We start from the raw sequence: 25,590 nt of genomic DNA on the forward strand, positions 1-25,590 counted from the left end.
AGACGATCGCAGGGTGCGGGGATGTCGACGATGTGGGAGAGCAGCGGGGCCTTCAGTGCAGGTAGCGTGCGGTGCTGCGGGCCGCCACGGCCGTACGTCCTCGCGCGCCGGGGGTCCTCGACGACCGGCCGGTTCCCTCGGAAACCGACTCTGGCCGCCGACCTCGGTCGGCGGCCAGACGGGTCGGCCGCGGCTGGGGGTGGGGTGTTGTCGGCGTGTGTTCAGCTCGTCTGGAAGCTGGTCCTGAACTTGAGGTAGAGCAGGTCGTCGTCGTCGGCGGTGAAGCCTCGGACTTCGATCCCGAATTTAGCCGGTGGCGTTTCCCTCGGCACCGTCATGGTGAATACCAGCTCGGTGTCACCGGGGTCGATCGAGTTGCCCGCGCTCCTGGAAGCGGTGAGGGTCCAGCCGTCGGTGTCTTCCCCCCGCAGCTTCCTGAACAGGTCGTACCGCTTCGTGAGCAGCTTGATGAGGCCGACCTTGACCACGATGTCCAGGTAGGCGCCGTCCTTGACCTGCCCCAGGACGCTCGCCTTGATGACGGCCTTCAGCTCGCGGCCGGTCAGGAGCGGATCCGGAGTGATCTCGATGCTCCGAATCTGCAGCGGGTCCGACGGTGATCCCGCGTCTTCGTAACTCCAACTAGTCATGCACAGAGAGTATCGGCCCAGTAGCTCCACGTGCCTAAATCTCGGGATGGCGCCTCGCAGCTGGCCCGCACCCTACTGGCCGCCGCACCCACCCCCGGCCAGGCCGCCCGCCTCACCCGCACCCACCTCAAGGCCGTGCTCAAGCGCGCCGACCGCCAGCGCGGCATCGACGCCGAGGTCGAGCGCCTGCACGCCGCCCTCCGCAGATGCGCCAGCTCCCGCTGGTCGAGACCGCGATGGGCCGCCAGACCCTGGCCCTGCTGGGCAAGTTCGAGGCCGCCTGCACCGCCGCGGACGACCTCGCCGAAGCCTCGGTCGAGCTGTTCGAGCAGCACCCCGACGCCGCGGTCCGCGCGGCGGTGGAGGACCTGCTGCTCGCGGCCGAGGAGAATCCGGCCGCCGCCGAGATGCTCGCCTCCGTCCCGGCCGGCGCCGCCCGCATCGAGGACCTCGAGCAGCACGGCCCGAGCGCGGGCATCTGGTATCCGCTCACCGACCCAGGCGCCTCACCGTGCGCCTGGCACGAGCTGGCAGTCTCCGGGAAGAGCCGCTGACCTGCGCCAATGTGGGTGCCGCTCCGCGAACGCCGGATGCGGCCGGCGGAGGCCATCAAGGTGCGGGCGGCCACACCGGAGCCGTCATCAAGGTTTCCGTGTGGGGTAAGGGGCGGGGCGTCAACGCCACTGGTAGGAGGCGCGGGTCATCGCCGGGAGCAGCAGCGGGCCGTCGGCCGTCGGGGTGCCGGGCCTGACGGCCTGGGCGAGGGTGGCTGCCGATGGCCGGGGAGGGGTGAATGCCGCCAGCCTCGTGGTCCATTCTTGAGATCGCCTCCCGGTATACCTCGCACCGGGAAATCAGCTGGTCACCAGCAGCGTTGTGGCCCGGTGCCAGCAGTGCCGCGGGGGAGTCTGAGAGGGAAGAGCATGTCGTACCAGGTCAGCGAGGCCGAGGCCGAGTTCGAGCAGGCGTGGGCAGATCCGCGCGCCACGCGGGCGCAGTCTCCGCCGGTCGACGTCAACCAGGTGCTGGCCGAGCGGTACACGACCGGCGAGCCGGTGCGGTTCACCCGGGCCATGCTCTGGGACTTGGAGATCCGCAAGGCCGCCACCCCGGGTGCGTTCATCCCGTACGTGGTCCGCGCGGGCAGCGACGCCGCCTGGGCGCCGGCCTCCCCGGGCGGCCCGCTGGGCGACACCTTCGTGCGGAAGTCGGAGCAGCGGCTGTGGGACCGGCCCGAGGTGTACGGGCTGGTCCTGGAGGAGGTCTACCTCGACCACGAGCGGCAGCTGGTGACCTTCCTGGGCCGCGCGCAGTTCCCGGACGCCGACGCCAAACCGCTGCACGCCGACCCCCGGCAGCCGCTCTTCCACATCCAGCACGGCGTCACCGGCACCGAGCAGCAGCCGCTGAACACCTGGCGCATCGTGCTGCTCACCGAACAGCCGGACACCGCGCTGATCGAGCGCTTCGCCGAGCAGGACCGTGACCCCTGGCTGCCCGGCTTCGTCGAGAACTACATCCGCGACGTCCTCACCGTACGGCTCGACCGCAAGGCCCTCGGCTGAAGGCTGCGGCGGACCCCGCCCTAGGGGCGTCGCAGTCGGCTCGGGAGGCTGGACCGAGCTGTAGAACCGGGCCCGGGCGTTGTTGTGCCAGAGGTGCCACCGGTCCGCGACTTGGACAGCCTGCGGGGCGCCGGTTCGGGCGCCTTCGGCGAAGAACGGGGCTCGATCACGGCAGGCGACCTCGATGCCGGGACGCTTTGCCAGCCACGCCGCGACAGTCGCCGCTTCCCGGTCCGGTAGCAGGTCAACCGGCCGCCGCGTCTCGATGTCGATCAGCACGGTTCCATAGACACGGCCCTTGCGCATCGCGTACTCGTCGACGCCAACCACCCGCGGAGACGGCAGCTGTGGTTCGGGAAGTGCATGGACGAGTCGCAGCACGGCGCTACGGCTGATCGAGACCCCGAGGGTGTCTGCCGGCCTGGCGCCGGCCCGGCCGGCCAGTGCCAGTCCGCGGCTGGCCAGCGCCGTTCGTAACCGCTCGGTCCACCGGCTGTGTCGACGGGTCAGACCCGGCACCTGCTCGGCAAAGGTCCGCTGCTCGCACGATGCGCTGGCGCAGATGAACCGGCGGACGTGCAGACGCAACATCACCGGTTGGCCCACGCTCGGCGTGTCCGTGGGAGAGCGCAGGTAGGAGCCGTGAAGCCGACTCGACCGGACTCCGCAGCACGGACACGACGCCTCGCCCGCCGTGGACCTCACCTCGACGCGAATCATCTCGCTGTTCACATCGACCGACAGCACCCTCAGGTCCGCGACCGCCGGAAACAGCAACGCCTCCAGCCGGACCAACACCTCGTTCACGGGCCAGAAGTGTCAGCGACAGTACGACGGCACCCAACGATTTTCAGGCAACCTCACGAGAACAGCCAAGAAGATCAACAATCACGCAGCGTGAGACCCCGCAGAACTCGTGCCAGAGCCACTTCACGTGAACGAAGCCACCTCGCCTACCTGCGCGGCTGACGGCCGGGCCGGTGGGGGTCAGTCCGTGACGGCCGGTTGTGCGGCGGCCCACCTGGTGGACCGCCAGGCGACCACCGCGAGGAACATCCCAAGCGGTCCCTCCGCGAGCCAGGCGAAGGAGAGCGACTGCACGTAGTCGATGCCCGCGTGCGAGGTCACGGTGTCGAACCAGGCGTCGACTAGGAAGAGCGTGCCGGTCGCGGCGGCCACCGGGGAGGCCCGGACATCCCGCCGCCGCGCCAGCAGCGCGACCCCCACCAGCCCGACCACCTCGGCGACGTCCAGCCCCACCCAGGCCACGCCCCAGCGCCGCACCGTGTACTCACCGGACTCCATGGTGACGGCGAGGTAGATGATCCAGGGGATCAGCGGGGCGGCGCAGCAGAGCAGTATGCTCGCCGTCCGCCGCCCGGGCGTCGGCTTCTCTTGCGGGGGCATGTCCGTCCTTCTGTCGGTCTTTCGGACAATCATGGCTGCCGGCCGGGACCGCCCACGCGCCGGGCCCGTCGGTGTCGGTCCGGTGTCGGTCCGGCGGCAGGCTCCCACGCTAGGCGGGTGGCTTTTCGGCACCTGTTCACGGAGGTGAGGCCCCAGAAGCACCTATCGCGCGGTGCAAACCTTCGGCTCCGCCTCCACCGGCAGGGCGATCAAGACGCTGCACGGGGCAGCGGCCCGCAACGCCACGGAAGCGTGGTTTGGCCGCGAGCCCATTGCCGCGGGTGGAGGCAGGAGGGCAGCTGGGAAATGGGTCCTGGCCAACATCCTGCGCACCGACATGCCGATGCACCGCCCCATGCCCGCCGACACCGAGCTCGCCCGCGCCATCGCGGTGATGGCGAGGGCCCAGCAGGACGCGACGTGGAACCGCCAGCCGATTTCCAACCAGCTCCACTCCCTGCTCCGCGAGTACTACCCCGCAGCCCACAACGCCTTCGCGCTCTGGCAGAACGGCCTCTGCCGACCCGAGGCCCGCGAACTCCTGCGGCTGGCACCCACCCCGGCGCGCGCGGCACGCCTGACCCGTAGCCAGATCACCGCCGCCCTCAAGCGCGCCGGCCGAAGCCGCAAGCTCGACACTGAGACCGAGCGCCTGCGCGAGGTCTTCCGCGGCGTGTACGCCCACCAGCCCCAGCTCGTCGAGGACGCCTCGGCAAGCAGATGCTCGCCCTCCTTCACCAGCTCGACGCCACCTGCCAGGCCGCCAACGAACTCGCCCGGGACGGTCGAGGATCTCTTCCCCCAGCACCCCGATGCCGAGATCCTGCTGTCCTTTCCCGGCCTCGGGGTGCAGCTCGCCGCGCGCGTCCTGGCCGAGGTCGGTGACGACCGCGCCCGCTTCGCCGACGCCCGCGGCCTCAAGGCCTACGCCGGAGCCGCACCGGTCACCCGCGCCTCCGGCAAGAAGAGCCACGTCGGCCGGCGCATGGTCAGGAACAACCGCCTCAACCACGTCGGCTACCTCTGGGCGTTCTCCGCCCTGCGCACCTCCCCCGGAGCCGGCGCCCACTACCGTGCCCGCCGCGAACACGGAGACTGGCATGCCGCCGGCCGGCTGCCCGCCGACCGTGCCGACGCCCTGGCCGCTCTCGACCCGTGGTGGAACCCGCCCTGGCACGTGCGCTGGCAGACCACCTACCACGCCGTCAAAGCCCAGACCGCGGGCCGCGCCCTCGACCCCGCCCAGGGCTTCCCCGACCTGCCCCCGCAGGCCACCCGGTGGCTGTTCACCCAGTACGCCGCCTACCCCACCCTCCACCGGGGATGCGGTGCCAGGTTGGGAGTCGGTGAGCTGATTGGGCTGGTCAGCTGGAAGACTGGTCGCCTGTGAAGAATTCTGATCTTGCTCGCCGCATCCACGCCGCTTCCCATCTGACCGGGCAGTTCACGCTCAGGTCCGGACGCACCGCCACCGAGTACTTCGATAAGTACCGGTTCGAGGGCGACCCCGTTCTGCTCGACGAGATCGCCCAGCGGATGGCCCCGCTCGTGCCAGCCGGAACCGAGGTTCTGGCCGGTCTGGAGATGGGCGGCATTCCGGTGGTGACCGCACTCGGCCGGCACACGGGTCTGCCGTGCGCCTTCGTACGTAAGCAGGCCAAGCCGTATGGCACATGTCGGCTGGCCGAGGGAGCCGAAGTAGTCGGGCGCCGTGTGCTGGTAGTCGAGGACGTGGTGACCAGCGGCGGACAGATCGTGCTGTCGACCGCCGATCTGCGCGGCCTCGGGGCCGCCGTGAACGAGGCCCTGTGCGTGATCGACCGTGAGCAAGGCGGTGTTGATGCCCTCGCTGCGGAAGGCATCAGCCTGCTGTCGCTGCTGACCGCAGAGGACTTGCGCACCGCTGCCGTCGGCTGACTGGCCGCCTGGCAGTGACGAGCTCTGAGGTGCCCCGAGCTTCCCGGACAGTGGCCTGCTCACAGGCGTCCAGACAGTCCGTCGGGCGGACCGTGGCCACCTCGGCGAGGGAGTCACACAGGCCGGTCAACTGGGCCCGGTGGTCCAGCCCGGGGACCTTGGGGGTGCCGCAGCAGCAGCCCCGGCAGACCGTGACGGTGCAGCGGGCCGCCGTCCCCTGGACGGGGGCGGCGGCCTTGCGCGGGTTGCGGCGGCTCACTTGCCGCCCTCGGCGCTCGTGCGCTTCCACGCGGCCTCGCGCAGCAGCCGCAGGCCGTTGAGGCCCACGATCACCGTGGAGCCCTCGTGCCCGAGGACACCGAGCGGCAGCGGCAGAGTACCGGCGAGGTCCCAGACGACCAGGCCGGTGATGAACACCGAGGCGATCACCAGGTTCTGCACCACGAAGCTGCGGGCCCGGCGGGAGAGCGCGACGACGGCGGGGACGGTGGCGAGTTCGTCGCGCACGATCACCGCGTCCGCGGTCTCAAGGGCGAGGTCGGAGCCGGCCCGGCCCATCGCGATGCCGGTGTGGGCGGCGGCGAGCGCGGGGGCGTCGTTGACGCCGTCGCCGATCACCAGGACCCTGCGGCCGGCCTTCTCCTGCTCCTGGACGGCGGTGACCTTGTCCTGCGGCAGCAGCCCGGCCCGGACGTCGGTGATGCCGACCTCGGCGGCCAGGCGGGCGGCTGCGCGCGGGTTGTCGCCGGTCACCAGCATCGGCGCGCTGCCGGTGAGCGAGGCCAGGGAGGCGACCGTGGCGGCGGCGTCCGGCCGCAGCCGGTCCGCGATCCCGAGCACGCCCACCGCAACGCCGTCCACCTCGACCAGCACGGCGGTGCGGCCGTCGTCCTCCAGCTCACCGGCGACGGCCGCAGCCTTGCCGGACACGGCGTCCTCGGCGCCGTTCAGCAGCCGGGCGGGGGCCCCGACGGCGACCGTGCGCCCGGCCACGGTGGCGGTAACGCCGATACCGGGAGCGGAGGTGAAGTCCTCCGCGGAGGCCAGGACCAGGTTGCGGGCGCGGGCGGCGTCCACGACCGCGCGGGCCAGCGGGTGCTCACCGCGGTGCTCGGCCCCTGCTGCGAGCGCCAGCAGCGCGTCCTCGGTCAGGCCGGAGCCGGCCAGCGGCCGGATGTCGGTCACACGCGGGGTGCCCTGGGTCAGCGTGCCGGTCTTGTCCAGGGCGACCGCGTCGACCTGCCCGAGGCGCTCCATCACCACGGCGGACTTCACCAGCACACCGTGCCGGCCCGCGTTGGCGATCGCGGAGAGCAGCGGCGGCATGGTGGCCAGCACCACGGCGCACGGTGAAGCGACGATCATGAAGGTCATCGCCCGCAGCAGTGAGCCGGTCAGCGCCGCGCCGAAGGCCAGCGGGGTGAGGAAGACGGCGAGCGTCGCCGCGACCATGCCGATCGAGTACCGCTGCTCGATCTTCTCGATGAACAGCTGCGTGGGGGCTTTGGTCTCGGAGGCTTCCTCGACCATCTTGACGATCCGGGCGATCACGGAGTCGGAGGCGTCGTGTTCGACCTTGACCCGCAGGGCGCCGGTGCCGTTCAGGGTGCCGGCGAAGACCTCGTCGCCGGCCTCCTTGGCCACGGGCAGGGGTTCGCCGGTGATGGTGGCCTGGTCGACCTCGCTCGCACCATCCAGGACGCGGCCGTCGGCGCCGACGCGCTCGCCGGGGCGGATCAGGATGGTGTCCCCGACCGCGAGTGCTTCGGTGGCGACCGTCTCCTCGGTGCCGTCGTCCAGCAGCCTCGTAGCAGTGGTGGGGGCGAGGTCGAGCAGGCCGCGCACGGAGTCGGCGGTGCGGGCGGTGGCCAGGGCCTCCAGGGCGCCGGAGGTGGCGAAGATGACGATCAGCAGCGCGCCGTCCATCACCTGGCCGATCGAGGCCGCGCCGATCGCCGCGACGATCATCAGGAGATCGACGTCGAGGGTGTTCTCCCTCAGGGCCTGCAGTCCGGCCCAGCCGGGCTCCCAACCGCCGGTTGCGTACGCGAGGGCGTAGAGCGGGGCCCAGGCCCAGGCACTCACGCCGGCCAGCTGAAGCGGCAGCGCGATCAGGAAGAGCACCAGGGCGGCGGCGGCCCAGCGGGCCTCGGGCAGTGAGAACACCCGCGTGCGCCGACGGGGAGCGACACCGGGGAGCGAGGCCGCGGCGGGCGCGGGGCGCTCGGTCAGGGTCGTGGACATGGCAGGGATTCCTTCGGGCAGGATGGGCGACTCACCCACCATACAGGAATGCATGAACAGGTCTTCATGCGTCGTCGGTATGATGGGCACATGGGTCATGGAGTCGTCACTGCCGCAGAGAACGCCGTCCCGCGTGCGCGCCTGGACGCGGCCAACGCCGCGAAGGTCGCCACCACCCTCCAGGCCCTGGCCACCCCCTCGCGGCTGCTGATCCTCGCCCGCCTGCGTGAAGGCCCCTGCGCCGCGACCGAGCTCGCCCACGCTGTCGGGATGGAGCAGTCAGCGTGCTCGCACCAGCTGCGGCTGCTGCGCAACCTCGGCCTGGTCACCGGCCAGCGCAACGGCCGCTCCGTGGTGTACGCGCTGTACGACAACCACGTCGCCCAGCTCCTCGACCAGGCCGTCTACCACATCGACCACCTGCGCCTGGGGATCAGCGACGCCTACGAGACGGAGGACACCGCCCTCGCCGAGCCGTGACCGCAGCGCCCGCTGGCTCCGCCCGCTCCGCTTCCACTTGGAAGCGCGTGCATCCTGTTCAGGGCAGGGCGTTGCCGTTGAAGTACCACAGGGCGCTGACGTACCAGAGCACCGCGACGACCGTGATCAAGGTGCCGCCGGCGAGGGGCAGGACCCAGCCGGGCAGGCGGCGGGTGCGCACCAGTAGGACCTTCGCGGCGAACATGCCGTAGAAGAAGCAGCCGGCGAGGGAGTGCACGGCGATACGGGTCGTGGCGGTCTGTGCTCCGTAGGCGCACATGCACTGCACCGCGATCGGGATGGTGACGGCGAACAGGACGATCCCGCCGATCCGGTGGGCCATCGGCACACCGCGCGGCGGCTGGCCTGCTCCCGGGAGGCGCCCGTACATCCACAGCGCCAGGACCAGTTGCACGAGCGCCAGAGCCAGGACGGCCGTGGCCAGCCGTGCTTTGAGCCGCAGCGCCGCTGCGCCGGACTGGCCGAACAGCTGGGCGGTGTAGTCGGGGCTCTGGTGGCGGCCGGTGACGAACAGGGCCACAGTCACGGCGGCGGCAAGCGCGGCGGCAAGTGTCAGGCGCAGCGCGGTGGTGCCGGGGGGTGCCCACCGCGCGGCCAACTCGCGGATCGGCAAGGGGGGCCAGTCCCTTGTCGATGTCGAGCTGCATCCGGTGCAGGTGGCCCGTTGGGGGATGGGGCAGTAGTCAGTGGGGTCGGCGGCCAAGAATGTCGGCCCAGCGCGCGGCCCGGCGGGCAGCGGCCCGGTGATGGAGCCGCTCGGCGGCCGCCAGTGCGTACATGCTCTCCCACGGTTGCCGGTCGCTGAACTCGCCGAGTTCTTCGAAGTGGCGGAAGGCGCGCGAGCGGAGCCCCGCGACACTGAAGGCAGCGGCGAACACGGAGTGCACGGCTATCCGGCTGGCGTCCGGCTGGTACGCCGGGTGCAGCACGGACGCCTCGGCTGCCGCGATCAGGGAGCCCCGCACGCCGGGCCGTCGCCAGTACACGAAGCGCAGGCCACGACCCGTGTCCATCCAGTGCTCCAGGTGCGCCTCCACTGTGATCACCGCGCCGAGGCCGCCGGGGGCCGCCGTCCGTCGGCACTCCTCCGCGAAGGCGTGCACGGCCTCCCAGCTGCCGCTCCACTTAGGGCAGAGCTGCTGCAGCAACTGGCTCTGCGCGTAGTAATGGCCGGGGCTCACAGCCACGACGCGGTCGTACCGGCGCCGGGCCTCGGCCTGGCCGAGCTGCAGGCCACGGGCGGTCATCAGGCTCAGGTACCAGGCCAGGGCGGAGTCCTGGTCCAGATCGAGCGCGTCGGCGAGCAGCCGCTCGGCCTGGACCAGGTGCTCGTGGAAGCGTGCGAACTTCGAGGCGGAGACATGTTCGGCGCGGTAACCGGTTCGGACGATCCAGCCGAGCCGGATGTGGTTGTAAGCGAGCAGAACGCGGGGCAGGACCCCCTCCGGGGTATAACCGGCAGCAGTGATCGCCGCGTTCAGCATGGCGGCCACCCGGGGAACCTCGGCGACCGTCCGGGCAGCGGCGACGACGTCATTCTGCTCAGTCAGCTCGGCGAAGCCCGCGCGGATCGCCACCCAGTCGCCGGTCTGCGCGGCGGCCCGCAGCCGACCGAGTCCGGGAACGGCTCGGCACAGGTCGTAGGCGGGCACGGAAGATGTTGCGACGGATGGCATGAGCAGATGATACGTATCCGGATAGCCGCCCCCAGCCGGGGGTTGATGTCCCCTGCGCGCGTCCTGACGCGAACGCGGCTGGTAGCTCCGGCAGGGAGGACACGACGATTTGCTCGGTCCCGGTGGCGGTCATTGGTAAAGGCAGGCAGCGGCAAGGTTGGCGTGCGGGTGGGACGGTCGAGCAGCCACTCTCTCAGAACGGGCCGGACGGCATCCACTGGGCCGTACTCGCTGATCACGGCGGTGAGGCTCTTGAGTCGCTGGCCGAACTCGCGGGCTGCAGACTCCTTCGACCAGGGGGTTAGGGCATCGGCAACGCTGGTCAGGTACGACGTGCCGCGGTTGGAGCTGACAGCGGTCAGGACGCCGGCGGCCTGGTGGGCGGTGGCGAGCCCCTGGTCGAGGTCGCGGGCCTGCAGGTGGGTAGTTGCGACGACGGCCGGACGGAGGCCGGTGGCGCGGGTGAAGCGGTTGGCCGGCATGGCTGCGGCCTATTCGTTCCAGCTAAGGGAGGCCGCAGGCTTGCCCAGGTCGCGGTAGATCTCCGGTGGCGTCGGCGGCGAGGCGCGAGAGGTTGAAGTAGTCGAGCCAACCCGGGTCGCGGGTGCCGGGCCGGATCTGGCCGAGGAGGTCCTCGCAGCTGCCGAGGGCTGCGGTGGCGGCTGCGGCCAGCCCGTCGGCTCCGCTGTGTCCCTCATCCAAGCCCACCCGGGGTCCATCGGCATCGTCGCCACGGAGTCGGCGCACAACTCGGTGATGGAAGTGAGTGCCGAGGTGGCGGGTGAGCGCCAGGAAGGCCGCTGAAGTCCAAATCGGCGAACCTGCCTGCCCCTGATGGCGCTTCTTGAAATTCCCCACCCCTTGCTCGGGAACGGGACAGACCTGCTCGCCTTGCTTCCCCAGCGGCAGCCGGCGCAGGCGGTCAGTGGTTGCCCGCGAAGATCTCCTTCGCCTCGCGGACTGCGTAGAAGACCACAACCAGGCCAGCGAGCGGATCAGCCCACCAAAAGCCGAATGCCGAGTTCATCGCCAGGCCCAGCAGGACGGCGGCGGCCAGGATGCCGTCGACCATCGTGACCCGCCCCTCGGTCTTGAGTACCGGGTTGTCGAGGGCCTTTCCCGTTCGTGCCTTTGCGAACGCCAGCGCGAACATCACCGCGGCGGTCACCGCCGTCCACACGATGCCCAGCGTCGAGTGGTGCGCACGGAAGCCCGTGGCCAGCACCACGGCGGACTGCACCAGCAGGTACAGCGCCAGGAGCACGAACGCGCCGCCGATCAGCCGAAGTGCCCGGTGCTGACGCTCCTGCCCGGTGCCGGACAGCTCCCAGAGCACCACGGTCGACGCGCCGATCTCGATCAGCGAGTCCAGACCAAAGCCAGCCAGCGCCACCGACTTCGCGGCCAGCGCGGCGACGGCCAGTACCACGATGCCGACCACATTCCAGCCGAGCGTGGCGTACTCCAGGACGAAGCCCCGGCGGAGCAGGGCGGCACGAGAAGTCTCATTCAGGCTGGTCACCGCAGGATTCTCGCAGCACAGGTGGAACAACAACATCCCGGGGGCCAGACAGCCGTGATCCTTCTCGGCGCCACTACCTGACGCTTTCAACCAAGTGGGGAACGAAGAGCATGACTGGCCGCTTTCACGAAGCCTCATCACCCCGCCTGCCCCGGGTCTCGGACGCCTTCCGTACCACCGGTATCCGCCGGGAGCGGTGGCCGGTCAGTCGCAGTCCTGGCAGATGGGCTTCCCGTCCTTGAGGCGCGCGAGCCGAGTGCGGTGGTGGACGAGGAAGCAGTTCGAGCAGGTGAACTCGTCCGCCAGCATGGGCTGGACGGTGACCGTGAGTTCCTCGCCGGAGAGGTCGGCGCCGGGCAGTTCCACACTGTCGGTGGATTCGAGCTGGTCGACGGCGTCAATGGCGGAGGACGAGCTGTCCGTGCGCCGAGTCTTCAGCTCCTCGATGCTCTCGTGCGACCCGTCCTCGTCACTCTTGCGCGGGGCATCGTAGTCGGTTGCCATTGGTTGTCCCCTGTCGTTGTGGTCGTTCCCGCGGTTGTTCATCTGCAGGTTGTCGTAGGTGCTGTCCGGTCGGGTGCACTGCACCGAGGACGCTGCGCCGTCTCCAGCAGCACTGAAGGCTACGTCCTGTCCAGCGCTGTGCGGTGCGCCGTGCCGCTTCCCGGGGCCGTCCTTGCCAGCGATCGGTCAGGAGCCACTCGACGGCCGCGCCACGGGTTGGGAAAACGGACAGGAGTCCAGCCCCTAGATCGCCTTCGCGGCGTGCGGTTCTGGCAACTGCGCGACCAGTGCTCTCCCACTGGGTTCCGGGCCCTTTGCCCGCATGAGCCCGGGCCGCGGCTGGCTGTGAAGCACGGACGGGACGTCACCGGCTGACGCGGCCTCACGTCAGCGGATGCACGGGACAATGTCAGCATTCCGGCCGGACGACGCCGCCCTACCCGCAGCGCTTCCCCCCAACAGCCACTGACCGTAAAACCGCACCCCGCTGACACCAACACCGCACATCACAGCTCCAGAAACGCATCATGGGAGGCCGCGCCGGTGTCCCGCTCCTCCGCCAACGAGTCGTACTGATCGCCCGCCTACGCCGCCGATACGCAGGCCGACCTGCTGCCGACCCAGGATGATCTCCGGCTACGAAAATCCTGCCAGAGCCACTTCGACGAGTACGCGGACAGGGTGGGCCGAATGCGCTCCCTATTCGAGGGTGAGCAGGATCGCCACCGTGTTGCCCTCGGCGTCCAGGCACTCGGTCGTGCTGGAGCCGTCCGGGTCGGCCAGGAAGCCCAGCACGGTGCCGGTTCCGTCCTCGTCCGGGATCATCAGCCAGTCGTTCGCGAAGTCGCCCTCGACCGGCTCCACCGGCCAGTCAGCCGGGTCCACCGAGGCGTGCTGGAGCATCTCGCGGAGGTTCTCCAGCCTCCAGCTGCTGCCCTCGGCGGCACGTGCGTGCAGGGTGGCCCAGGCGCGCTTGAGTATCCCGATGCCCGGCTCGATCCAGGTCCTGCTGGGATTCGCATGCACGACGGCCAGGCCGGACGGGGTCGCCACGCGGTCGCCCCAGTCCTGCGTCCGGACCGGGACGCTCTCGCCAGGGTGCACCAGGACCGCCACCGGGACCCCGGGTGCGTTCTCCCGGGCGATCAGGTAGACCGGCGTGCCGCCGGGCCGCATCGGGAAGCCCCCGCCCTCCGGCCCCAGCGGATCGTAGATCGTACCGTCGCCTGCGGTCCCCCGGATCAGGCCGAGCCGCTCGATCCGCCAGCCGTCGAGGGTCCGCACACCCCCGGACGGATCGGCCAGGGTCGTGCTCAGCGCGGGCATGAACTCGTACTCGTCCTCGTCGTAGGACATTCGATCACTTCCCGAAGTCGTAGTCGCCGGGAAGCCTAGACGGTGGCACCGACACGCCGGTGGCCGTCCCGGGGCAGAGCCGCAGCGTCGGCCCGACCCTGGACACCTTCTCGCCGATCAGTCATCACCCCGCCCAACTGGACGGAAAGCGCAGAACCACACCGCAGCCCCATCACGTTCTGCTACATGACGGGTGGCGGCAGCTATACGAGATCACGGCCTACAGCCTCGTACAGCCTGGCCAACTACCCTGAGAACTTTGGCCAACCACGATGCACAGTCACAGCGCCGGGGTGTACGCGGTGTCAGCACCACTGGTACGAGGCGCCGGTCATCGCCGGGAGCAGCAGCGGGCCGGTGGTGGTGTGGGGCCGGGCGGCCTGGTGGAGGGCGTCGCCGATAGCCGGGTAGAGGTGAAGGCCGGCTGCGGTGTCCGCGGGTACCCGGACCGCGGGTGCCTGGTCGTGGTCGTCCTGTTCGGTACGGGCGACGGCGCGGTGGAGGTCGTGCGGCAGGTGGGCGGTGAAGACCAGGTGCTGGCGGCGGAACGGCGCGCTCTCGCCGGGACGGAGCGTCTCCTGGTCCTGGACGAAGCGCAGCAGCGGTGGCGCGGGCAGGGCGTCCGGGTCGAGGCCGAGCTCCTCGAGCAGTTCCCGGCGCAGCGCCGTCGGCGGGTCTTCGCCGTCATCGACCAGGCCGCCGGGCAGGGAGAGCTGGGGGCCAGCCGGGCGCTGGCGACGGATCAGACACACCTGGCCGTCGTGGAGCAGGACCGCGCACACCCGCACGCGGACCGGCGCGCTGCCCGCACCGCTGGTGGTCGCCGCCGGGCGCAGGCCGGGCACGCGGGCTCGTGCCAGGTGGTGCGGACGACCAGGCCGCCCTGGGTGAGATGGGCGGTGGACCAGGTCCGACAGCACCCGCCGCCGGGCCGGGCCAGGCCGGCGCCGGGCGGCGCGATGGGCGCGATGGGCGCGATGGGCGCGGTGGGCGCGGTGGGCGCGGCCGGACGGCGGCGGCGCCTGGTCATGGGTGTCGTCATGTCGCAGGCTCTGCCCACCAGACCGTGCCGCCGAACCCCGCCGTCACCCGCACAGCCCAGCCCCGACCGATTCTCACCGGCCGCTGACCTGCGCCGACACCCGAAACTCACCAGGCTGGCGGGCAAACTCACCGGCATCCCGGGGTGAAACTCACCACCGGGCCGGTGAAGCTCCCCAGTGCAGGTCAGCGGCCTGCGCCGGGGTGAGGCGGGGTCAGGGGCGGCGCCACCAGGAGCTGCTGCGCTTCGCCGCGGCGGCTACGGTCTCGGCGGCGGCCTGCTCGCGCTCGGCCCATCGCTCGTCCGAGAACGGCGCAGTGCGGCGGGTGCAGGCCGGGCGGTGCCGCTCCCGCTCCGTCTTCTCCTTCGCCTGCCAGACCTGCTCGGCGGTGGCCCGCTCGACGGTGAGCAGCTGGTCACCGTCCGGGTTGTCGAGCGCAGCGGCGAGGTGTTCCAGCCGGGGCGGCCGAGCCGGTGCCAGATCGGGGCGCCGGCGCCACGGCGGCGCAGCAGCGGCGGGGTGGTGGCCACGGCCGGCAGCTCGCGGTGGTGGTCCCGGGCGGTGCCGGCGTCGCCGTACGCGGGGTACGCGGGGTACACGGGCGCGTGCCAGGACGCCTCGGAGGCGGCCTCCACGTTCTGGAGGCGGCGCAGCAGGCGGCGGTGGTCCGGCTTGGCCTGTTCCTCCTTCTCCTGCGGGGTGGGCGGCTTGGCGCCGGGGCGGGTGCGCTTGCGGCCGGCCTCGACGACCAGGGCGACCGGGGGCAGCCCTTCGCGGCCGGTGACCGGGTGGACGGTGGGCCACAGGCCCAGGTCGTAGGTCCGGTGCCACCGGCGGCGTAGCTCCGTGCGGGCCGCGGGGACCGGCGTTGCGGCTGTGGGCCAGGGGTGGGCGGAGCCTGACGGGAGCGGCTCGCCGTTCGGCAGGTTTCGTAGTGATCCCGATGCGGTACGGCTCCGTGGCGAGAACCCAAGTCGCGGTGGTTTGTCATCAGAAGGCAAGGGAGCCACATGCCTCGACAGCTCGTTGGTGGGCGTCGCGTCGCCCAGGCGCTCGTATGCGGGCTGGTGACCGCCCTGCTCATGCTGACTGCCGCACCGGCCGGGGCACGTGCGGCACGGTCCGCCGCCATCGGCGTCGACCGCATCGCCTGGACACCTTGCCCCGATCCGGCGGCAGCCCGGTTCCGCGCGCAGTGCGCGCAGCTGACGGTGCCGCTGGACTGGGCCGAACCGGACGGGCCGGCGACCGCGCTGGCACTGATGCGGGTTCCGGCAACCGGCACACCCCGGGGTACCGTGCTTGCCGACTCCGAGGAACTGGGCGGATACGGCGGTTCGCAGATCGCGTACTTCCTCCAGCACGGCGACCACTACCTGGCACTGCTGCCCCGCGTCCACGCGTCCATGGACATCGTCGTCGCCGACCCGCGCGGTCTGGGTGACAGCTCGGCGCTGCACTGCCCGCTTGCCGCGCACGATCCGGCGGTCTCCGGCTTTCCCTCCGACGCCGCGGACCTGCGACGCCTCGCCGCACACAACGCGTCCACGTTCGAGGCCTGCCGGGCCGCGAGCGGACCACTGCTGGCGTGGACGGGACTGCGCAGCCAGGCACGTGACATCGACGCCGTCCGGGCCGCTCTGGGCCAACGGGCGCTCAACTGGATCGGCCAGGCCACCGGCGGCGAGCTCGGAGTCGTCTACGCCGCGATGTTCCCCCGCCGGACCGGGCGGATGGTGTTGGACACCGTCGTCGATCCCTACCGGTCGGCCATCACCGGAGTGCTCGACGTCGCCCGGGCGGAGGAGGCCGGCTTCGCGCACTTCGTGTCCTGGTGCGCTGGCGTGTCGACCGACCAGTGCGTCCTGCACGGCCGCGACCCCGGGCAGGTGTTCGACAGTGTGGTGACGAAGGCCGCCAAGGGCATGGTCGACGGCGGGTCACTGGGACGACCGTTGACCGCGCCGGAGGTCCGGATCGCGGCCGGGACGTTCCTGGTCGGCTATCCGGTCTCCTGGCGACTGCTGTCCACCGCGATCGCACAGGCGGACAGCGGGGACGGCACCGTTCTCGGCGACTTCGTCGCGCTGACCTACAGCGACCCCGACAACACCGGCAGCCGGGCGCAGGCGTGTGCCGACCAGCCGACCCCGGCCACCGACTGGTCACAGCTGCACGCACTCACCGAGGAGATGGCGGCCCTGGCCCCGCACACCGGCGGCAGCTCGGTCGCCTGGGACGTGTACACCGGCTGCCTCGGCCGGCCGAACTCGGGGCCACCGCTCGCCGCCACGCTGCCCGCCCGCATCCACCCGTCCTCCACCGTGCTGGTCACGGCGACCACGGGCGACCCCATCAACCCATACACCTGGGGCCGGGACGTCGCGAACCGGCTGGCCGGCAGCCGGCTACTGACAGCCGATGCGAACGGCCACGGCGGCCTGGACAACTCCCCCTGCGCCGCGGCCGCCATCGACACCTACATCAGCACCGGCACACTGCCGCCGCCGGGCCTCCACTGCGGGACAGCACCGCAGTGAACCCGGCCCACGACGTGGCGGACGAGGACATCACGGAACACCCGGCAAGGCCTGCGCCGCCCCGGCCGGGACGTCGCCGGCACCCGATGGCGCCGTCGTCGACATCGGGTGCGGCGAGCGCGGTGGTGAACATCGAGGTGGCCTTCCGTCAGCAGCAGGCCGGAAGCCACACGGAGGCCGCGGCCCCGGCACCCGGGCGAGTGGCCAGGTCCAGGTCGCCGACCTGAGTGGTCAGCGTCTTGTCCCGGCGCCCGTTGCGCAGCGCGGTTCGCGTCTCGGTGTGCTCGCTCCACTCGGCGCCGGTCCTCGCCGTGGCCTCGGCTTCGGTCAGCTCCTGGAGCATCCGTTCGGCCACACCGCGGACGAGTTCGAGCCCGTCCGCCGAACGTAGTGACTCCAGCAGGCGTAGCAGGTCATGCTGGGGCAGGGCCACCGTTTACCTCCTGCGGTGAACTGGCAGTTCACTAGGGAGAGTTGCACGGTGGCTGACTCATGCTCAGGGAGGTGGGTCCCTCGCAGGTGTGCGCCCCGGGAGCGAGCCCGCGCACACCTCAAACGTGATCGGCTACACCACGACGAGGGACGCCATCCGCCCAGCCCTTCACCCGCTGGTCCATCCGCAAGCTCGCCGCCTACCTCCGCAAGGTCCACGGCCGGGTGATCCGCATCGGCCGCGAGGCCCTGCGCTGCCTGCTTGGCCGACGCGGCGTCACCTTCCAGCGGACCAAGACCTGGAAGGAGTCCACCGACCCCGACCGCGACGCCAAACTCGACCGGATCGAGCACGTCCTGGACCGCTTCCCTGACCGCGTTTTCGCTTTCGACGAGTTCGGGCCACTCGGCATACGCCCGACCGGCGGATCCTGCTGGGCTGAGCAGGGCCGGCCGGACCGAGTTCCGGCGACCTACCACCGCACCCATGGCGTGACCTACTTCCACGGCTGCTACTCGATCGGCGACGACGCCCTCTGGGGCGTCAACCGCCGCCGCAAGGGCACCGCCAACAGCCTGGCCGCGCTCAAGTCCATCCGCGCCGCCCGCCCCGACGGCGCCCCGATCTACGTGATCATGGACAACCTCTCCGCCCACAAGGGCGGAGAGATCCGCCAGTGGGCGCGGAAGAACAAGGTCGAGTTGTGCTTCACTCCGACCAACGCCTCCTGGGCCAATCCGATCGAGGCGCACTTCGGGCCGCTGCGGCAGTTCACCCTCGCCAACTCCGACCACCCCAACCACACCGTCCAGACCCGCGAGCTGCACCGCTATCTGCGCTGGCGCAACGCCAACGCCCGCCACCCCGACGTCCTGGCCGCCCAACGCCGCGAACGCGCCCGCATCCGCAGCGAGAAGGGCGTCCGCTGGGGCGGACGCCCGATCTCCGCAGCTGCTTGACCGAGGCGCGCCGAGCTGCCGCTCTTCAACGCCGGGCGGTCACCCGTCGGTCTCGGTGTCCGGGTTGATGGCGGACTCGGCGAGACGCTTGATCGCCCGCAGCCGAAGGTCCCACTCAGCCGCCAGCCCCGCCATCCACTGCGCGGTCGCGTCCAGGCGCTGCGGGGCCAGGACGTAGCGGACCTCGCGGCCGGATCGATGCCCGGCGACCAGGCCCGCCCGGTCCAGGACCGCGAGGTGCTTGACCACAGCCTGCCTGCTGACGGGCAGTTCGGCGGCGAGGGTGGTGGCGGTGCCTGCCCCTTGTCCGGCCAAGACGGCCAGGATCCTGCGCCGCATGGGATCGGCAAGCGCCACCAGCACGTCATCGACCGCGTCGCGGTCGGCCGTCATACCGGAAGTTGCTCGGCGTGCTGCTGCAGCTCGGCGATCTTGCGGGTCCAGCCCGCACCGTTCTGCTCATGTCGTGCACGCCGGTCCTCCTCCGGCATCGCCAGTTCAGCGAAACCGCTCTCCACCATGCGCAGCCGGGTTCCCTCGCCGTCCGGCCTCAGGGTGAACTCGACCAGAGTCGCGTTGCCCTCGCCGGGTTCCTCCCCTGCGGCCCCCTGCGACCAGCGGTAGGAGAAGATCCGGGGTCGCTCAACCCGCTCGATCCGGGCCGGGAGGGTGCCGTGCACCCCATGGTCGAAGACCATCCTCCCGCCCGGACGAAGGTCGATCTCGGCAGGGCCGCCGCTTCCGAACCAGGCACCCAGGAACTCGGCCTGGGTGAGCACCTCCCAGACCCTTTCCACGGGCGCCGCGATGACGATCTCACGCTCAATGCTGTCAGCAACCATGCTGCCTACCTCCGTTAGATGCGCTACCCGATGGTTGCACGTCCATTCAATGAGGCGCAACCACTCGGTTGCGCAAAACCGCCTCAGTCGGCAACAGCCCCACTGCATGAGCCTGCGGTCGCACCAACCCGGTGAACCTTCCCGGCCACAGCACTAGCGGTCAGCGGGCCTCGGTGTACCGCGCCGAGGCACCCCTGCGCACCGCGCCCGGCGTGACCAGGACGAAGACCACCACGATCAGCAGCGCCCAGGAGGACCAGACGGCCACCGAGACCGGCTGCCAGGTGTGCAGTTGGTACGGGTAGCGCCAGGCGCCCAGAGCGGTGGCGATGTTCTCGGCCAGCCAGAGGAAGAAGCCGATCAGCGTGAAGGAGAGGGCCAGCGGCATCCGGTACCGCCTGGCGCCGACGGTGAAATGGACGGAGCTGCGGGCCGTGGCCAGGACCAGCAGCAGCGCTATCGGCCACCGCAGGTCCGGGCACCAGCGGTTGGTGAGGAAGTTCGCGTAGGCGGCCGCGGCGAGCAGCACCATCAAGCGTGGACGGTACCCGCTGAGCCGCAGGCCCAGCAGCCGCCACGAGGTGCAGACGAAGGAGCCGACGGCGGCGTACATGAAGCCGCTGTACAGCGGGACCCCGCCCACCTTGGTCAGCGCCGGGTGCGGGTAGCTCCAAGAGCCGGCCCGCACCTTCACCAGCTCCAGGACCAGCCCCAGCAGATGGCAGCCCGCGACGGCGGCGACGTCGCGCCCTATCTCCCATCCGGTGGCCCAGGCCACCAGGGTCAGCAGCAGTCCGAAGCCCAACAGCAGGTCGTAATGCGCGACCGGGGCCGTCGGCAGCAGCTCGACCGCGGCCATGCCGGCGAACAGGGCGGCGGCAAAGGCGCAGCTCAGCGCCTCCAGCCAGGCGAATCGCAGCAACTGGCCTGTGAGCGTACGGGCATGGTTGATCAGCGAGTCCATACGGACTGGATGTCGGGAGCACCCCTGCCGGTTCCCGGCCCTTGCGTTCCCGGCCCCCGCAGGGCTCCCCCATCGTCACCGCGCAGGCCTGCTCTACAGAGCGACCAGCGCGCTGCCATGGTGCCGCACTGCGAGGTCTCGGAGAGGGTGGGCCATGATCGGACGTCAATAGACCTGAAGAGCAAGCTGCGATGGTGCCGCACCACGAAAGCGCGAAGACGGCTGGCGGACAGCGTCCCGGGAGACCCGCAGGAAGTCGCCAGGAAAAGCATCTCGCTGATCGTCGTGATGAGCCGCACCTGTAACTGGGACAAGCCCATCCCGTAGTAAGGATGGCCCGCCAGAACATGGGGGTGACCGGGTTCGAGTCCCGGCCGGGCCGCGCAAGGACGGCGAAGGGGCTGACGACGATCCGTCAGCCCCTTCTGCGTACCCCGGATCAGCGAGCGGCGCTCTGCTCACGGATCTCCTTGTTCTACGCCCGCCTGTCTTGAACGGGTAGTTCTGGCCCCACCCTCAACTGGGCAGCGCTCCAGGGCAGTGGCCAGCACCCGGGCGGCCGGGATGTCCAGGGCGAGTACCGCCGCGATCCGCTCCAGGTCCGCGACCATCCCCTCGGGTGTCCGGACCTTCGGATAGGTGAGGGTCTCGCCCAGCATGACCAGCAGCTCCCGCAGCTCCCACGTCCCGGGCTCATCCACCCGGGCACGGCGCAGCATGTCCAGGACGTCGAGGAGGGCGTCGAGGAGCCAGTCGGGCAGGGCGTGGAGGTACACGCGGACCGGGCCGGGGAGGGGCGCGGTCCGCAGCGAAGCAATGAACTCGGCACGCAGGCGCTCGACGAGGGCGGCCTCGGTGGCGCTGGCGGCGCTGTAGGTGGTGGTCACCTCGGTGAGCGTGGCGGCCGCGCTGCGGGCTTTCGCCGTCGGCGACCTGGACCCGATCAGCTCGATGGACGGTCTGGACCGCGTGGCCGCGGTGGCGTTAGCGGCCGCCGTCGCCGAACACGCCCGCTCCCGCTGGACGCGGTCGTGGAGAGGCTGGATCAGGTCCGCAGGAAGGTCAGCTCCTGAAGCCGACGCCGCCCGGACCGCCTTCTGGCTGCACAGACTGCTGAATCGGCCCTGCCCTGCGGCTGGCCCTCGGACGACGTCGGCAAGGCCGGTGCGGCGGCGGCACCGTCGCCCACGCGGCCCCGACCATGACCGGCCGGGACCTGTCCCTGCACGTACCGCTCGGCGGCCTGCTGACGCTTCGACGCCCTTGACATCCTCTCGGTGAGGCTACCGCTGCTGCTCTGCCGGGACGTTCTGTTGGCGGTCGAGTTCCGCGATCTCCGGGTGATGGAGGTCGAACGCGGGGCACTCCGAGCGGATTCGCGGCAGGGCGAGGAAGTTGTGGCGGGGTGGCGGGCAGGACGTCGCCCACTCCAGGGAGCGGCCATAGCCCCAGGGGTCGTCGAGGTCGACCCGCTCGCCGTGCCGGGTGGTCTTCCAGACGTTGTAGAGGAACGGCAGGGTCGAGAGGCCGAGCAGGAAGGAGCCGACGCTGGAGACGGTGTTGAGCGCGGTGAATCCGTCCGTGGCCAGGTAGTCGGCGTAGCGCCGGGGCATGCCCTCCGCGCCGAGCCAATGCTGCACCAGGAAGGTGGTGTGGAAGCCGACGAACAGGGTCCAGAAGTGCAGCTTCCCGAGCCGTTCGTCGAGCATCCTGCCGGTCATCTTCGGCCACCAGAAGTGGAAGCCGGCGAACATCGCGAAGACGACGGTGCCGAAGACCACGTAGTGGAAGTGGGCGACCACGAAGTACGAGTCGGAGACGTGGAAGTCGACCGGCGGGGCGGCGAGCAGCACGCCTGTCAGCCCGCCGAACAGGAAGGTGACCAGGAAGCCGATCGACCAGAGCATCGGGGTCTCGAAGCTCAGCGAGCCGCGCCACATGGTGCCGATCCAGTTGAAGAACTTCACGCCCGTCGGCACCGCGATGAGCATGGTCATGATGGAGAAGAAGGGCAGCAACACCTGCCCGCTGACGAACATGTGATGCGCCCAGACCGTGATCGACAGGCCGGTGATGGCGATGGTGGCACCGATCAGGCCGGTGTAGCCGAAGATCGGTTTTCGGCTGAAGACCGGGATGATCTCCGTGATGATGCCGAAGAACGGCAGCGCGATGATGTAGACCTCGGGGTGCCCGAAGAACCAGAACAGGTGCTGCCAGAGCAGCGCGCCGCCGTTGGCCGGGTCGAAGACGTGTGAGCCGAACTTGCGGTCGGACTCCAGGGCGAACAGTGCGGCGGCCAGGACGGGGAAGGCGAAGAGCACCAGCACACTGGTCAGCAGGATGTTCCAGACGAAGATCGGCATCCGGAAGAGCGTCATACCCGGGGCGCGGAGGCAGATGATGGTGGTGATGAAGTTGACGGAGCCGAGGATCGTGCCGACCCCCGAGAGCGCCAGCCCCATTGCCCACAGGTCGCCGCCGATCCCCGGCGAGTGGAGCCCGCCGTTCAGCGGTGCGTAGGCGAACCACCCGAAGTCCGCTGCGCCGTCCGGCGTCAGGAAGCCGCCCATCGCGATCAGTGAGCCGAACAGGTAGAACCAGTACGCCACCATGTTCAGCCGGGGGAAGGCCACGTCGGGCGCACCGATCTGCAGCGGCATGATCCAGTTCGTGAAGCCCGCGAAGAGTGGTGTCGCGAACATCAGCAGCATCGCGGTGCCGTGCATCGTGAACAGCTGGTTGAACTGCTCGTTCGTCAGCAGTTGCAGGCCCGGCCGGGCCAGCTCGGCCCGCATCAGCATGGCCATCAAGCCGGCCAGCAGGAAGAAGACGAAGGAGGTGACCAGGTAGAGCGAGCCGATCTGCTTGTGATCGGTCGTTGTGAGCCACCTCACCAGCACCCGCCCCCGGGGTTCCCTCGGCGGGCGGCCCGCCTACACCGGGGGCCGGGGCCTGCCCAGGTTCTCGTTGAGAATCGTCACCGAAGCGCGCCTTCCGTGCTCGGAGCAGCCACCCGAAACGCCTCCGGGTAACCGACCAATCACTATCAGTCGGGACTGACAGGCGCGTGCGGCGCGCCGGGAGACTGCGCTTTGGATGAGCCGGCAGTGGGAAGCACCGAAGAGCCTGGGCGGGGTAGTGGGGGACCCCGGCCCGGGCCGGCCCGTCGCTCACCGGGCGGAGCCGACGGCCGGAGCCGTAGCAGCGGGCATCCGCCCGGTGAGCACCCTGGTCACCGGGCGTCGCCCGGTGGGTAGGTGAGCGGCCGAGCCGCTGCGCAGACCTTACGAGCCGGGCGCGGGCGCGCGGTACTGCACACGTGCACGGTTCGGCCCGTACGGGTGTCACGTGTGCACGGTCGGCGGCAGCCCCAACTCGCCGACAGCGGCGAAGGCGAGCGCCACCTCGTACACCCCGCCGCCGGTGAGCAGCTGCTCGGCGCCGCGCAGGTGGTCACGGACGGTCTGCGGGTGCAGGCCCAGCCGCCTGGCGGTCCGTTCGACGGAGGTGTTGGCGGTGAGCCAGGCCAGCAGGGTGGCGCGCAGGCTCCGCCCGTCCTCGTCCAGCCGCCGCAGCAGTCCGGCCGCCCACACCTGGGGCAGCCTCGCCGCCCAGGACGTCCGTCAGGTCCACCCGCTCCGGGCCGGCCGGTTCGGGGTCGGGGCCGTAGACCCGCAAGGCCAGGTGCAGCAGCGCCCGCCCGCCCACGTGGGAGAGATCGAGGCCGAGCAGCCCGGCCGCCCGGTCCAGCCTCGCCCGGACGGTGTTGCGGCTGACGCCGAGGATCTTTCCGGCGCTGGTCGCCGGGAACTCCAGTCCGAGGTGCAGCGTGCCGAGCAACTGGTCCCGGCCGGTCAGAGGCACGGCATGCAGCGGCCGGAGCAGGTCGGCCGCCCAGCGGGAGGTCGTCCGTGCGTCGAGTGCCTGGGTCAGCCAGTTCTCGACGGCGTACAGGGCGGCCCGGCCAGCTGGCGCTGACCGACCGTCAGGCACCGCCATGCGTCGGTCCGGCTGGCGATGTCCGCCGGGACGCTGCCGCCCCGAACGCGGTCCGGGGTGGGGCCGGTGCCTGCCCCTGTTCGCCGGGAGTGTGCCGTACGCGGTGCTTCGCCCCCACCCTCCGGCCACCCGACTGGGAGGAGCTGACCGGCCTGGTGTTCTGACCGCCGATCCGACCGAGCGGTACCTGACGATCAATTACGCGCCCGAGGACACCCCCGTCGTCGACCTGTCCGGGTGGGCGGCCGACGAGTTGAATCGTGTCCAGCACGGGGAGTGCTCCGATAGCGCCCTCCGCGCGCCGAACATGACGCTACGGTAGTTGCACCAATCACGGAGGAGCCCATGTCGCCGAGGATCGTCCCCTGCAGTTCCTGTGCGGGTGCCAAGGGGACCGAGAAGACCCAGCACACGGTGGAGGTTGACGCGCAAGGCAACCAGGTGGCTGTGGAGCACAGGTACTGGTCGCCGTGCAACGGGTGTGGCGGAGCGGGGACGGTGGTGCAGGGATGAGGCTGGTCTTCGCCTGTCAGGGATGCGGCGCGCGGTACCTGCCGCCCGAGGGTCTGAAGTACCCGGACGGCACTGTGGCAAGCGCGGTCTGGTGTTCACCGTGCCATGCCGCGGCCGCGGCCCAGGGCATCACGGAGCCCCCGCAGTTGGCTGCGATCGCGCTCCTGGCTGCGGTCCACGCGATGACCGCTGCGCTCACCGCCCGCCAGCGCCGCACCGACATGGACGACCGCCCCGACCGGCGCCCGAGTCGCCCCGCCCGTACCTTGCGAGGGCAGCTCCGGCCCCGGGGCGCCCGCACGAAACTGCGCTGACCTGGCGCCGGGCAGGCCACGCGACTCCCAGCTGGGGCCCAGGGCCGCCTCGGCTCGGCGGCGGCCTGCCGGAGCCGGGTGCCCGTCACCGACCAGTCACCCCGCATAAGCACGCTGCCACCTGCTGCACCAGGAGTTCCTGGTGCAGCAGAGCCGCTTCCCGAGTCGGTCGCGGGCCAGAAACCTCTGCTGCTTCCCGGGTGCCTGGGCCGGCCCCTGCCGCCGGACAACCGCGCGCTCACAACCGCCGAAAGGACAGCCCGATGCCCAGTGCCCTCTCCCGCACGATGCACGCCGCTCTGACCAGCGCGCAGGAGCAGCGCACGTCCCGTCAGGACTACGTCGACGGTGAACCTGGCTGGATCGTCTTCGAGCGCACCGTCATGCTCGAGGCCGTCAACCAGGCCCGTCAGGGTGCCGCCGGTCGGTGTCGCCGAGATCGAGCGGGTCGAGCGGGGTACCGTCGGCCACAGCGACTACAGCCTGAAGTTCGCCCTCTACTGCGCCGAGCTCGCCCTCGACCGGCAGTCCTGACCCTCCCTGTCCTCGTCTCGCGTGAACAACGCCCCCGCCAAGCGCACCACCCGCTGACCACCCAGAGCACCGGCCGCAAGCCAGCGCCCGGAACCAGCGGTGCT

23 protein-coding genes and 6 pseudogenes are annotated in these 25,590 nt (G+C 70.8%); 9 read left to right on the forward strand and 20 right to left on the reverse strand.

What is annotated here, in order from left to right:
• Window positions 1-221: 221 nt before the first annotated feature.
• The gene (locus ACR68M_RS00085) at window positions 222-650 is read right to left on the reverse strand and encodes an ML domain-containing protein (RefSeq protein WP_441248276.1); all 429 of its coding nucleotides are present in this window, start codon (window positions 648-650) and stop codon (window positions 222-224) included.
• A gap of 60 nt (window positions 651-710) precedes the next feature.
• On the opposite strand from ACR68M_RS00085, the pseudogene ACR68M_RS00090 reads away from it, so the two are divergent.
• Both ACR68M_RS00090 and ACR68M_RS00095 read left to right on the forward strand, forming a co-directional pair.
• Window positions 711-1,000, forward strand: a pseudogene (locus tag ACR68M_RS00090) (IS110 family transposase); the annotation flags it as partial.
• Window positions 1,001-1,573: 573 nt separating this feature from the next.
• On the forward strand, window positions 1,574-2,215 hold the full coding sequence (locus tag ACR68M_RS00095; protein WP_441251814.1) for a hypothetical protein: 642 nt from the start codon (window positions 1,574-1,576) through the stop codon (window positions 2,213-2,215).
• Between the two features lie 132 nt (window positions 2,216-2,347).
• Here ACR68M_RS00095 and ACR68M_RS00100 read toward each other — a convergent pair.
• Both ACR68M_RS00100 and ACR68M_RS00105 read right to left on the reverse strand, forming a co-directional pair.
• Window positions 2,348-2,935 (reverse strand): annotated as a pseudogene (locus ACR68M_RS00100) (ISL3 family transposase); the annotation flags it as partial.
• Window positions 2,936-3,202: 267 nt separating this feature from the next.
• The gene (locus ACR68M_RS00105; protein ID WP_441248277.1) at window positions 3,203-3,622 is read right to left on the reverse strand and encodes a hypothetical protein; all 420 of its coding nucleotides are present in this window, start codon (window positions 3,620-3,622) and stop codon (window positions 3,203-3,205) included.
• Between the two features lie 205 nt (window positions 3,623-3,827).
• Here ACR68M_RS00105 and ACR68M_RS00110 point away from each other — a divergent pair.
• Window positions 3,828-4,736 (forward strand): annotated as a pseudogene (locus tag ACR68M_RS00110) (transposase); the annotation flags it as partial.
• 272 nt (window positions 4,737-5,008) lie between these two features.
• Entirely contained in the window at window positions 5,009-5,539 is a 531-nt protein-coding gene (locus ACR68M_RS00115) for an orotate phosphoribosyltransferase (RefSeq protein WP_441248278.1), read from the forward strand.
• A 255-nt stretch (window positions 5,540-5,794) separates the two neighbouring features.
• Here the strand turns inward: ACR68M_RS00115 and ACR68M_RS00120 are convergent, their stop codons facing one another.
• On the reverse strand, window positions 5,795-7,783 hold the full coding sequence (locus ACR68M_RS00120; RefSeq protein WP_441248279.1) for a heavy metal translocating P-type ATPase: 1,989 nt from the start codon (window positions 7,781-7,783) through the stop codon (window positions 5,795-5,797).
• Window positions 7,784-7,873: 90 nt separating this feature from the next.
• On the opposite strand from ACR68M_RS00120, the gene ACR68M_RS00125 reads away from it, so the two are divergent.
• Window positions 7,874-8,263 carry an ArsR/SmtB family transcription factor gene (locus ACR68M_RS00125; protein WP_441248280.1) on the forward strand — a complete coding sequence of 130 codons (390 nt, stop codon included), beginning with the start codon at window positions 7,874-7,876 and terminating at the stop codon, window positions 8,261-8,263.
• A 58-nt stretch (window positions 8,264-8,321) separates the two neighbouring features.
• On the opposite strand, the gene ACR68M_RS00130 is transcribed toward ACR68M_RS00125, so the two are convergent.
• The 7 genes from ACR68M_RS00130 to ACR68M_RS00160 form a co-directional block, all read right to left on the reverse strand.
• On the reverse strand, window positions 8,322-8,897 hold the full coding sequence (locus ACR68M_RS00130) for a DUF6529 family protein (protein ID WP_441248281.1): 576 nt from the start codon (window positions 8,895-8,897) through the stop codon (window positions 8,322-8,324).
• 70 nt (window positions 8,898-8,967) lie between these two features.
• Window positions 8,968-9,960: a hypothetical protein gene (locus ACR68M_RS00135; protein WP_441248282.1), complete on the reverse strand. Its 993-nt coding sequence runs from the start codon at window positions 9,958-9,960 to the stop codon at window positions 8,968-8,970.
• 504 nt (window positions 9,961-10,464) lie between these two features.
• Window positions 10,465-10,662: a hypothetical protein gene (locus ACR68M_RS00140; RefSeq protein WP_441248283.1), complete on the reverse strand. Its 198-nt coding sequence runs from the start codon at window positions 10,660-10,662 to the stop codon at window positions 10,465-10,467.
• A 220-nt stretch (window positions 10,663-10,882) separates the two neighbouring features.
• Window positions 10,883-11,482, reverse strand: coding sequence for a cation transporter (locus tag ACR68M_RS00145; RefSeq protein ID WP_441248284.1), 600 nt, complete (start codon window positions 11,480-11,482; stop codon window positions 10,883-10,885).
• Between the two features lie 204 nt (window positions 11,483-11,686).
• Entirely contained in the window at window positions 11,687-11,986 is a 300-nt protein-coding gene (locus ACR68M_RS00150; RefSeq protein WP_441248285.1) for a DUF4193 domain-containing protein, read from the reverse strand.
• 699 nt (window positions 11,987-12,685) lie between these two features.
• Window positions 12,686-13,342, reverse strand: coding sequence for a hypothetical protein (locus ACR68M_RS00155; RefSeq protein ID WP_441248286.1), 657 nt, complete (start codon window positions 13,340-13,342; stop codon window positions 12,686-12,688).
• Between the two features lie 305 nt (window positions 13,343-13,647).
• A complete protein-coding gene (locus ACR68M_RS00160) occupies window positions 13,648-14,187 on the reverse strand; it encodes an NUDIX hydrolase (protein WP_441248287.1) in 540 nt (179 codons plus the stop codon).
• A 54-nt stretch (window positions 14,188-14,241) separates the two neighbouring features.
• Here ACR68M_RS00160 and ACR68M_RS00165 point away from each other — a divergent pair, with 54 nt between their 5' ends.
• On the forward strand, window positions 14,242-14,532 hold the full coding sequence (locus ACR68M_RS00165) for a hypothetical protein (RefSeq protein ID WP_441248288.1): 291 nt from the start codon (window positions 14,242-14,244) through the stop codon (window positions 14,530-14,532).
• Window positions 14,533-14,642: 110 nt separating this feature from the next.
• Here ACR68M_RS00165 and ACR68M_RS00170 read toward each other — a convergent pair whose 3' ends face one another.
• Window positions 14,643-15,386, reverse strand: coding sequence for a hypothetical protein (locus tag ACR68M_RS00170; RefSeq protein ID WP_441248289.1), 744 nt, complete (start codon window positions 15,384-15,386; stop codon window positions 14,643-14,645).
• A 9-nt stretch (window positions 15,387-15,395) separates the two neighbouring features.
• Between ACR68M_RS00170 and ACR68M_RS00175 the strand changes: the two genes are divergently transcribed.
• Window positions 15,396-16,925 (forward strand): alpha/beta fold hydrolase, encoded by a 1,530-nt coding sequence (locus ACR68M_RS00175; RefSeq protein WP_441248290.1) that lies wholly within the window; start codon window positions 15,396-15,398, stop codon window positions 16,923-16,925.
• A 202-nt stretch (window positions 16,926-17,127) separates the two neighbouring features.
• On the opposite strand, the pseudogene ACR68M_RS00180 reads toward ACR68M_RS00175, so the two are convergent.
• Window positions 17,128-17,358, reverse strand: a pseudogene (locus ACR68M_RS00180) (transposase); the annotation flags it as partial.
• 124 nt (window positions 17,359-17,482) lie between these two features.
• Here ACR68M_RS00180 and ACR68M_RS00185 point away from each other — a divergent pair.
• A pseudogene (locus ACR68M_RS00185) lies at window positions 17,483-18,317 on the forward strand (IS630 family transposase); the annotation flags it as partial.
• A 39-nt stretch (window positions 18,318-18,356) separates the two neighbouring features.
• Here ACR68M_RS00185 and ACR68M_RS00190 read toward each other — a convergent pair.
• The 7 genes and pseudogenes from ACR68M_RS00190 to ACR68M_RS00220 all read right to left on the reverse strand — a co-directional run.
• A complete protein-coding gene (locus ACR68M_RS00190) occupies window positions 18,357-18,710 on the reverse strand; it encodes an ArsR/SmtB family transcription factor (protein ID WP_441248291.1) in 354 nt (117 codons plus the stop codon).
• Window positions 18,707-19,159, reverse strand: a complete 453-nt coding sequence (locus tag ACR68M_RS00195; RefSeq protein WP_441248292.1) for an SRPBCC family protein — start codon at window positions 19,157-19,159, stop codon at window positions 18,707-18,709. The genes ACR68M_RS00190 and ACR68M_RS00195 overlap by 4 nt, the downstream gene beginning before the upstream one ends.
• 160 nt (window positions 19,160-19,319) lie before the next feature.
• The gene (locus ACR68M_RS00200) at window positions 19,320-20,123 is read right to left on the reverse strand and encodes a DUF817 family protein (RefSeq protein WP_441248293.1); all 804 of its coding nucleotides are present in this window, start codon (window positions 20,121-20,123) and stop codon (window positions 19,320-19,322) included.
• Between the two features lie 458 nt (window positions 20,124-20,581).
• The gene (locus ACR68M_RS00205; RefSeq protein WP_441248294.1) at window positions 20,582-21,010 is read right to left on the reverse strand and encodes a hypothetical protein; all 429 of its coding nucleotides are present in this window, start codon (window positions 21,008-21,010) and stop codon (window positions 20,582-20,584) included.
• 396 nt (window positions 21,011-21,406) lie between these two features.
• The gene (ctaD, locus tag ACR68M_RS00210; protein ID WP_441248295.1) at window positions 21,407-23,026 is read right to left on the reverse strand and encodes an aa3-type cytochrome oxidase subunit I; all 1,620 of its coding nucleotides are present in this window, start codon (window positions 23,024-23,026) and stop codon (window positions 21,407-21,409) included.
• Between the two features lie 444 nt (window positions 23,027-23,470).
• The gene (locus ACR68M_RS00215) at window positions 23,471-23,719 is read right to left on the reverse strand and encodes a helix-turn-helix domain-containing protein (protein ID WP_441248296.1); all 249 of its coding nucleotides are present in this window, start codon (window positions 23,717-23,719) and stop codon (window positions 23,471-23,473) included.
• A 136-nt stretch (window positions 23,720-23,855) separates the two neighbouring features.
• A pseudogene (locus ACR68M_RS00220) lies at window positions 23,856-24,125 on the reverse strand (PucR family transcriptional regulator); the annotation flags it as partial.
• Window positions 24,126-24,784: 659 nt separating this feature from the next.
• On the opposite strand from ACR68M_RS00220, the gene ACR68M_RS00225 reads away from it, so the two are divergent.
• Window positions 24,785-24,952: a hypothetical protein gene (locus ACR68M_RS00225; protein ID WP_441248297.1), complete on the forward strand. Its 168-nt coding sequence runs from the start codon at window positions 24,785-24,787 to the stop codon at window positions 24,950-24,952.
• The last annotated feature ends 638 nt before the right edge of the window (window positions 24,953-25,590 follow it).

Source organism: Kitasatospora sp. McL0602, from assembly GCF_052076145.1.
Classification (GTDB): domain Bacteria; phylum Actinomycetota; class Actinomycetes; order Streptomycetales; family Streptomycetaceae; genus Kitasatospora.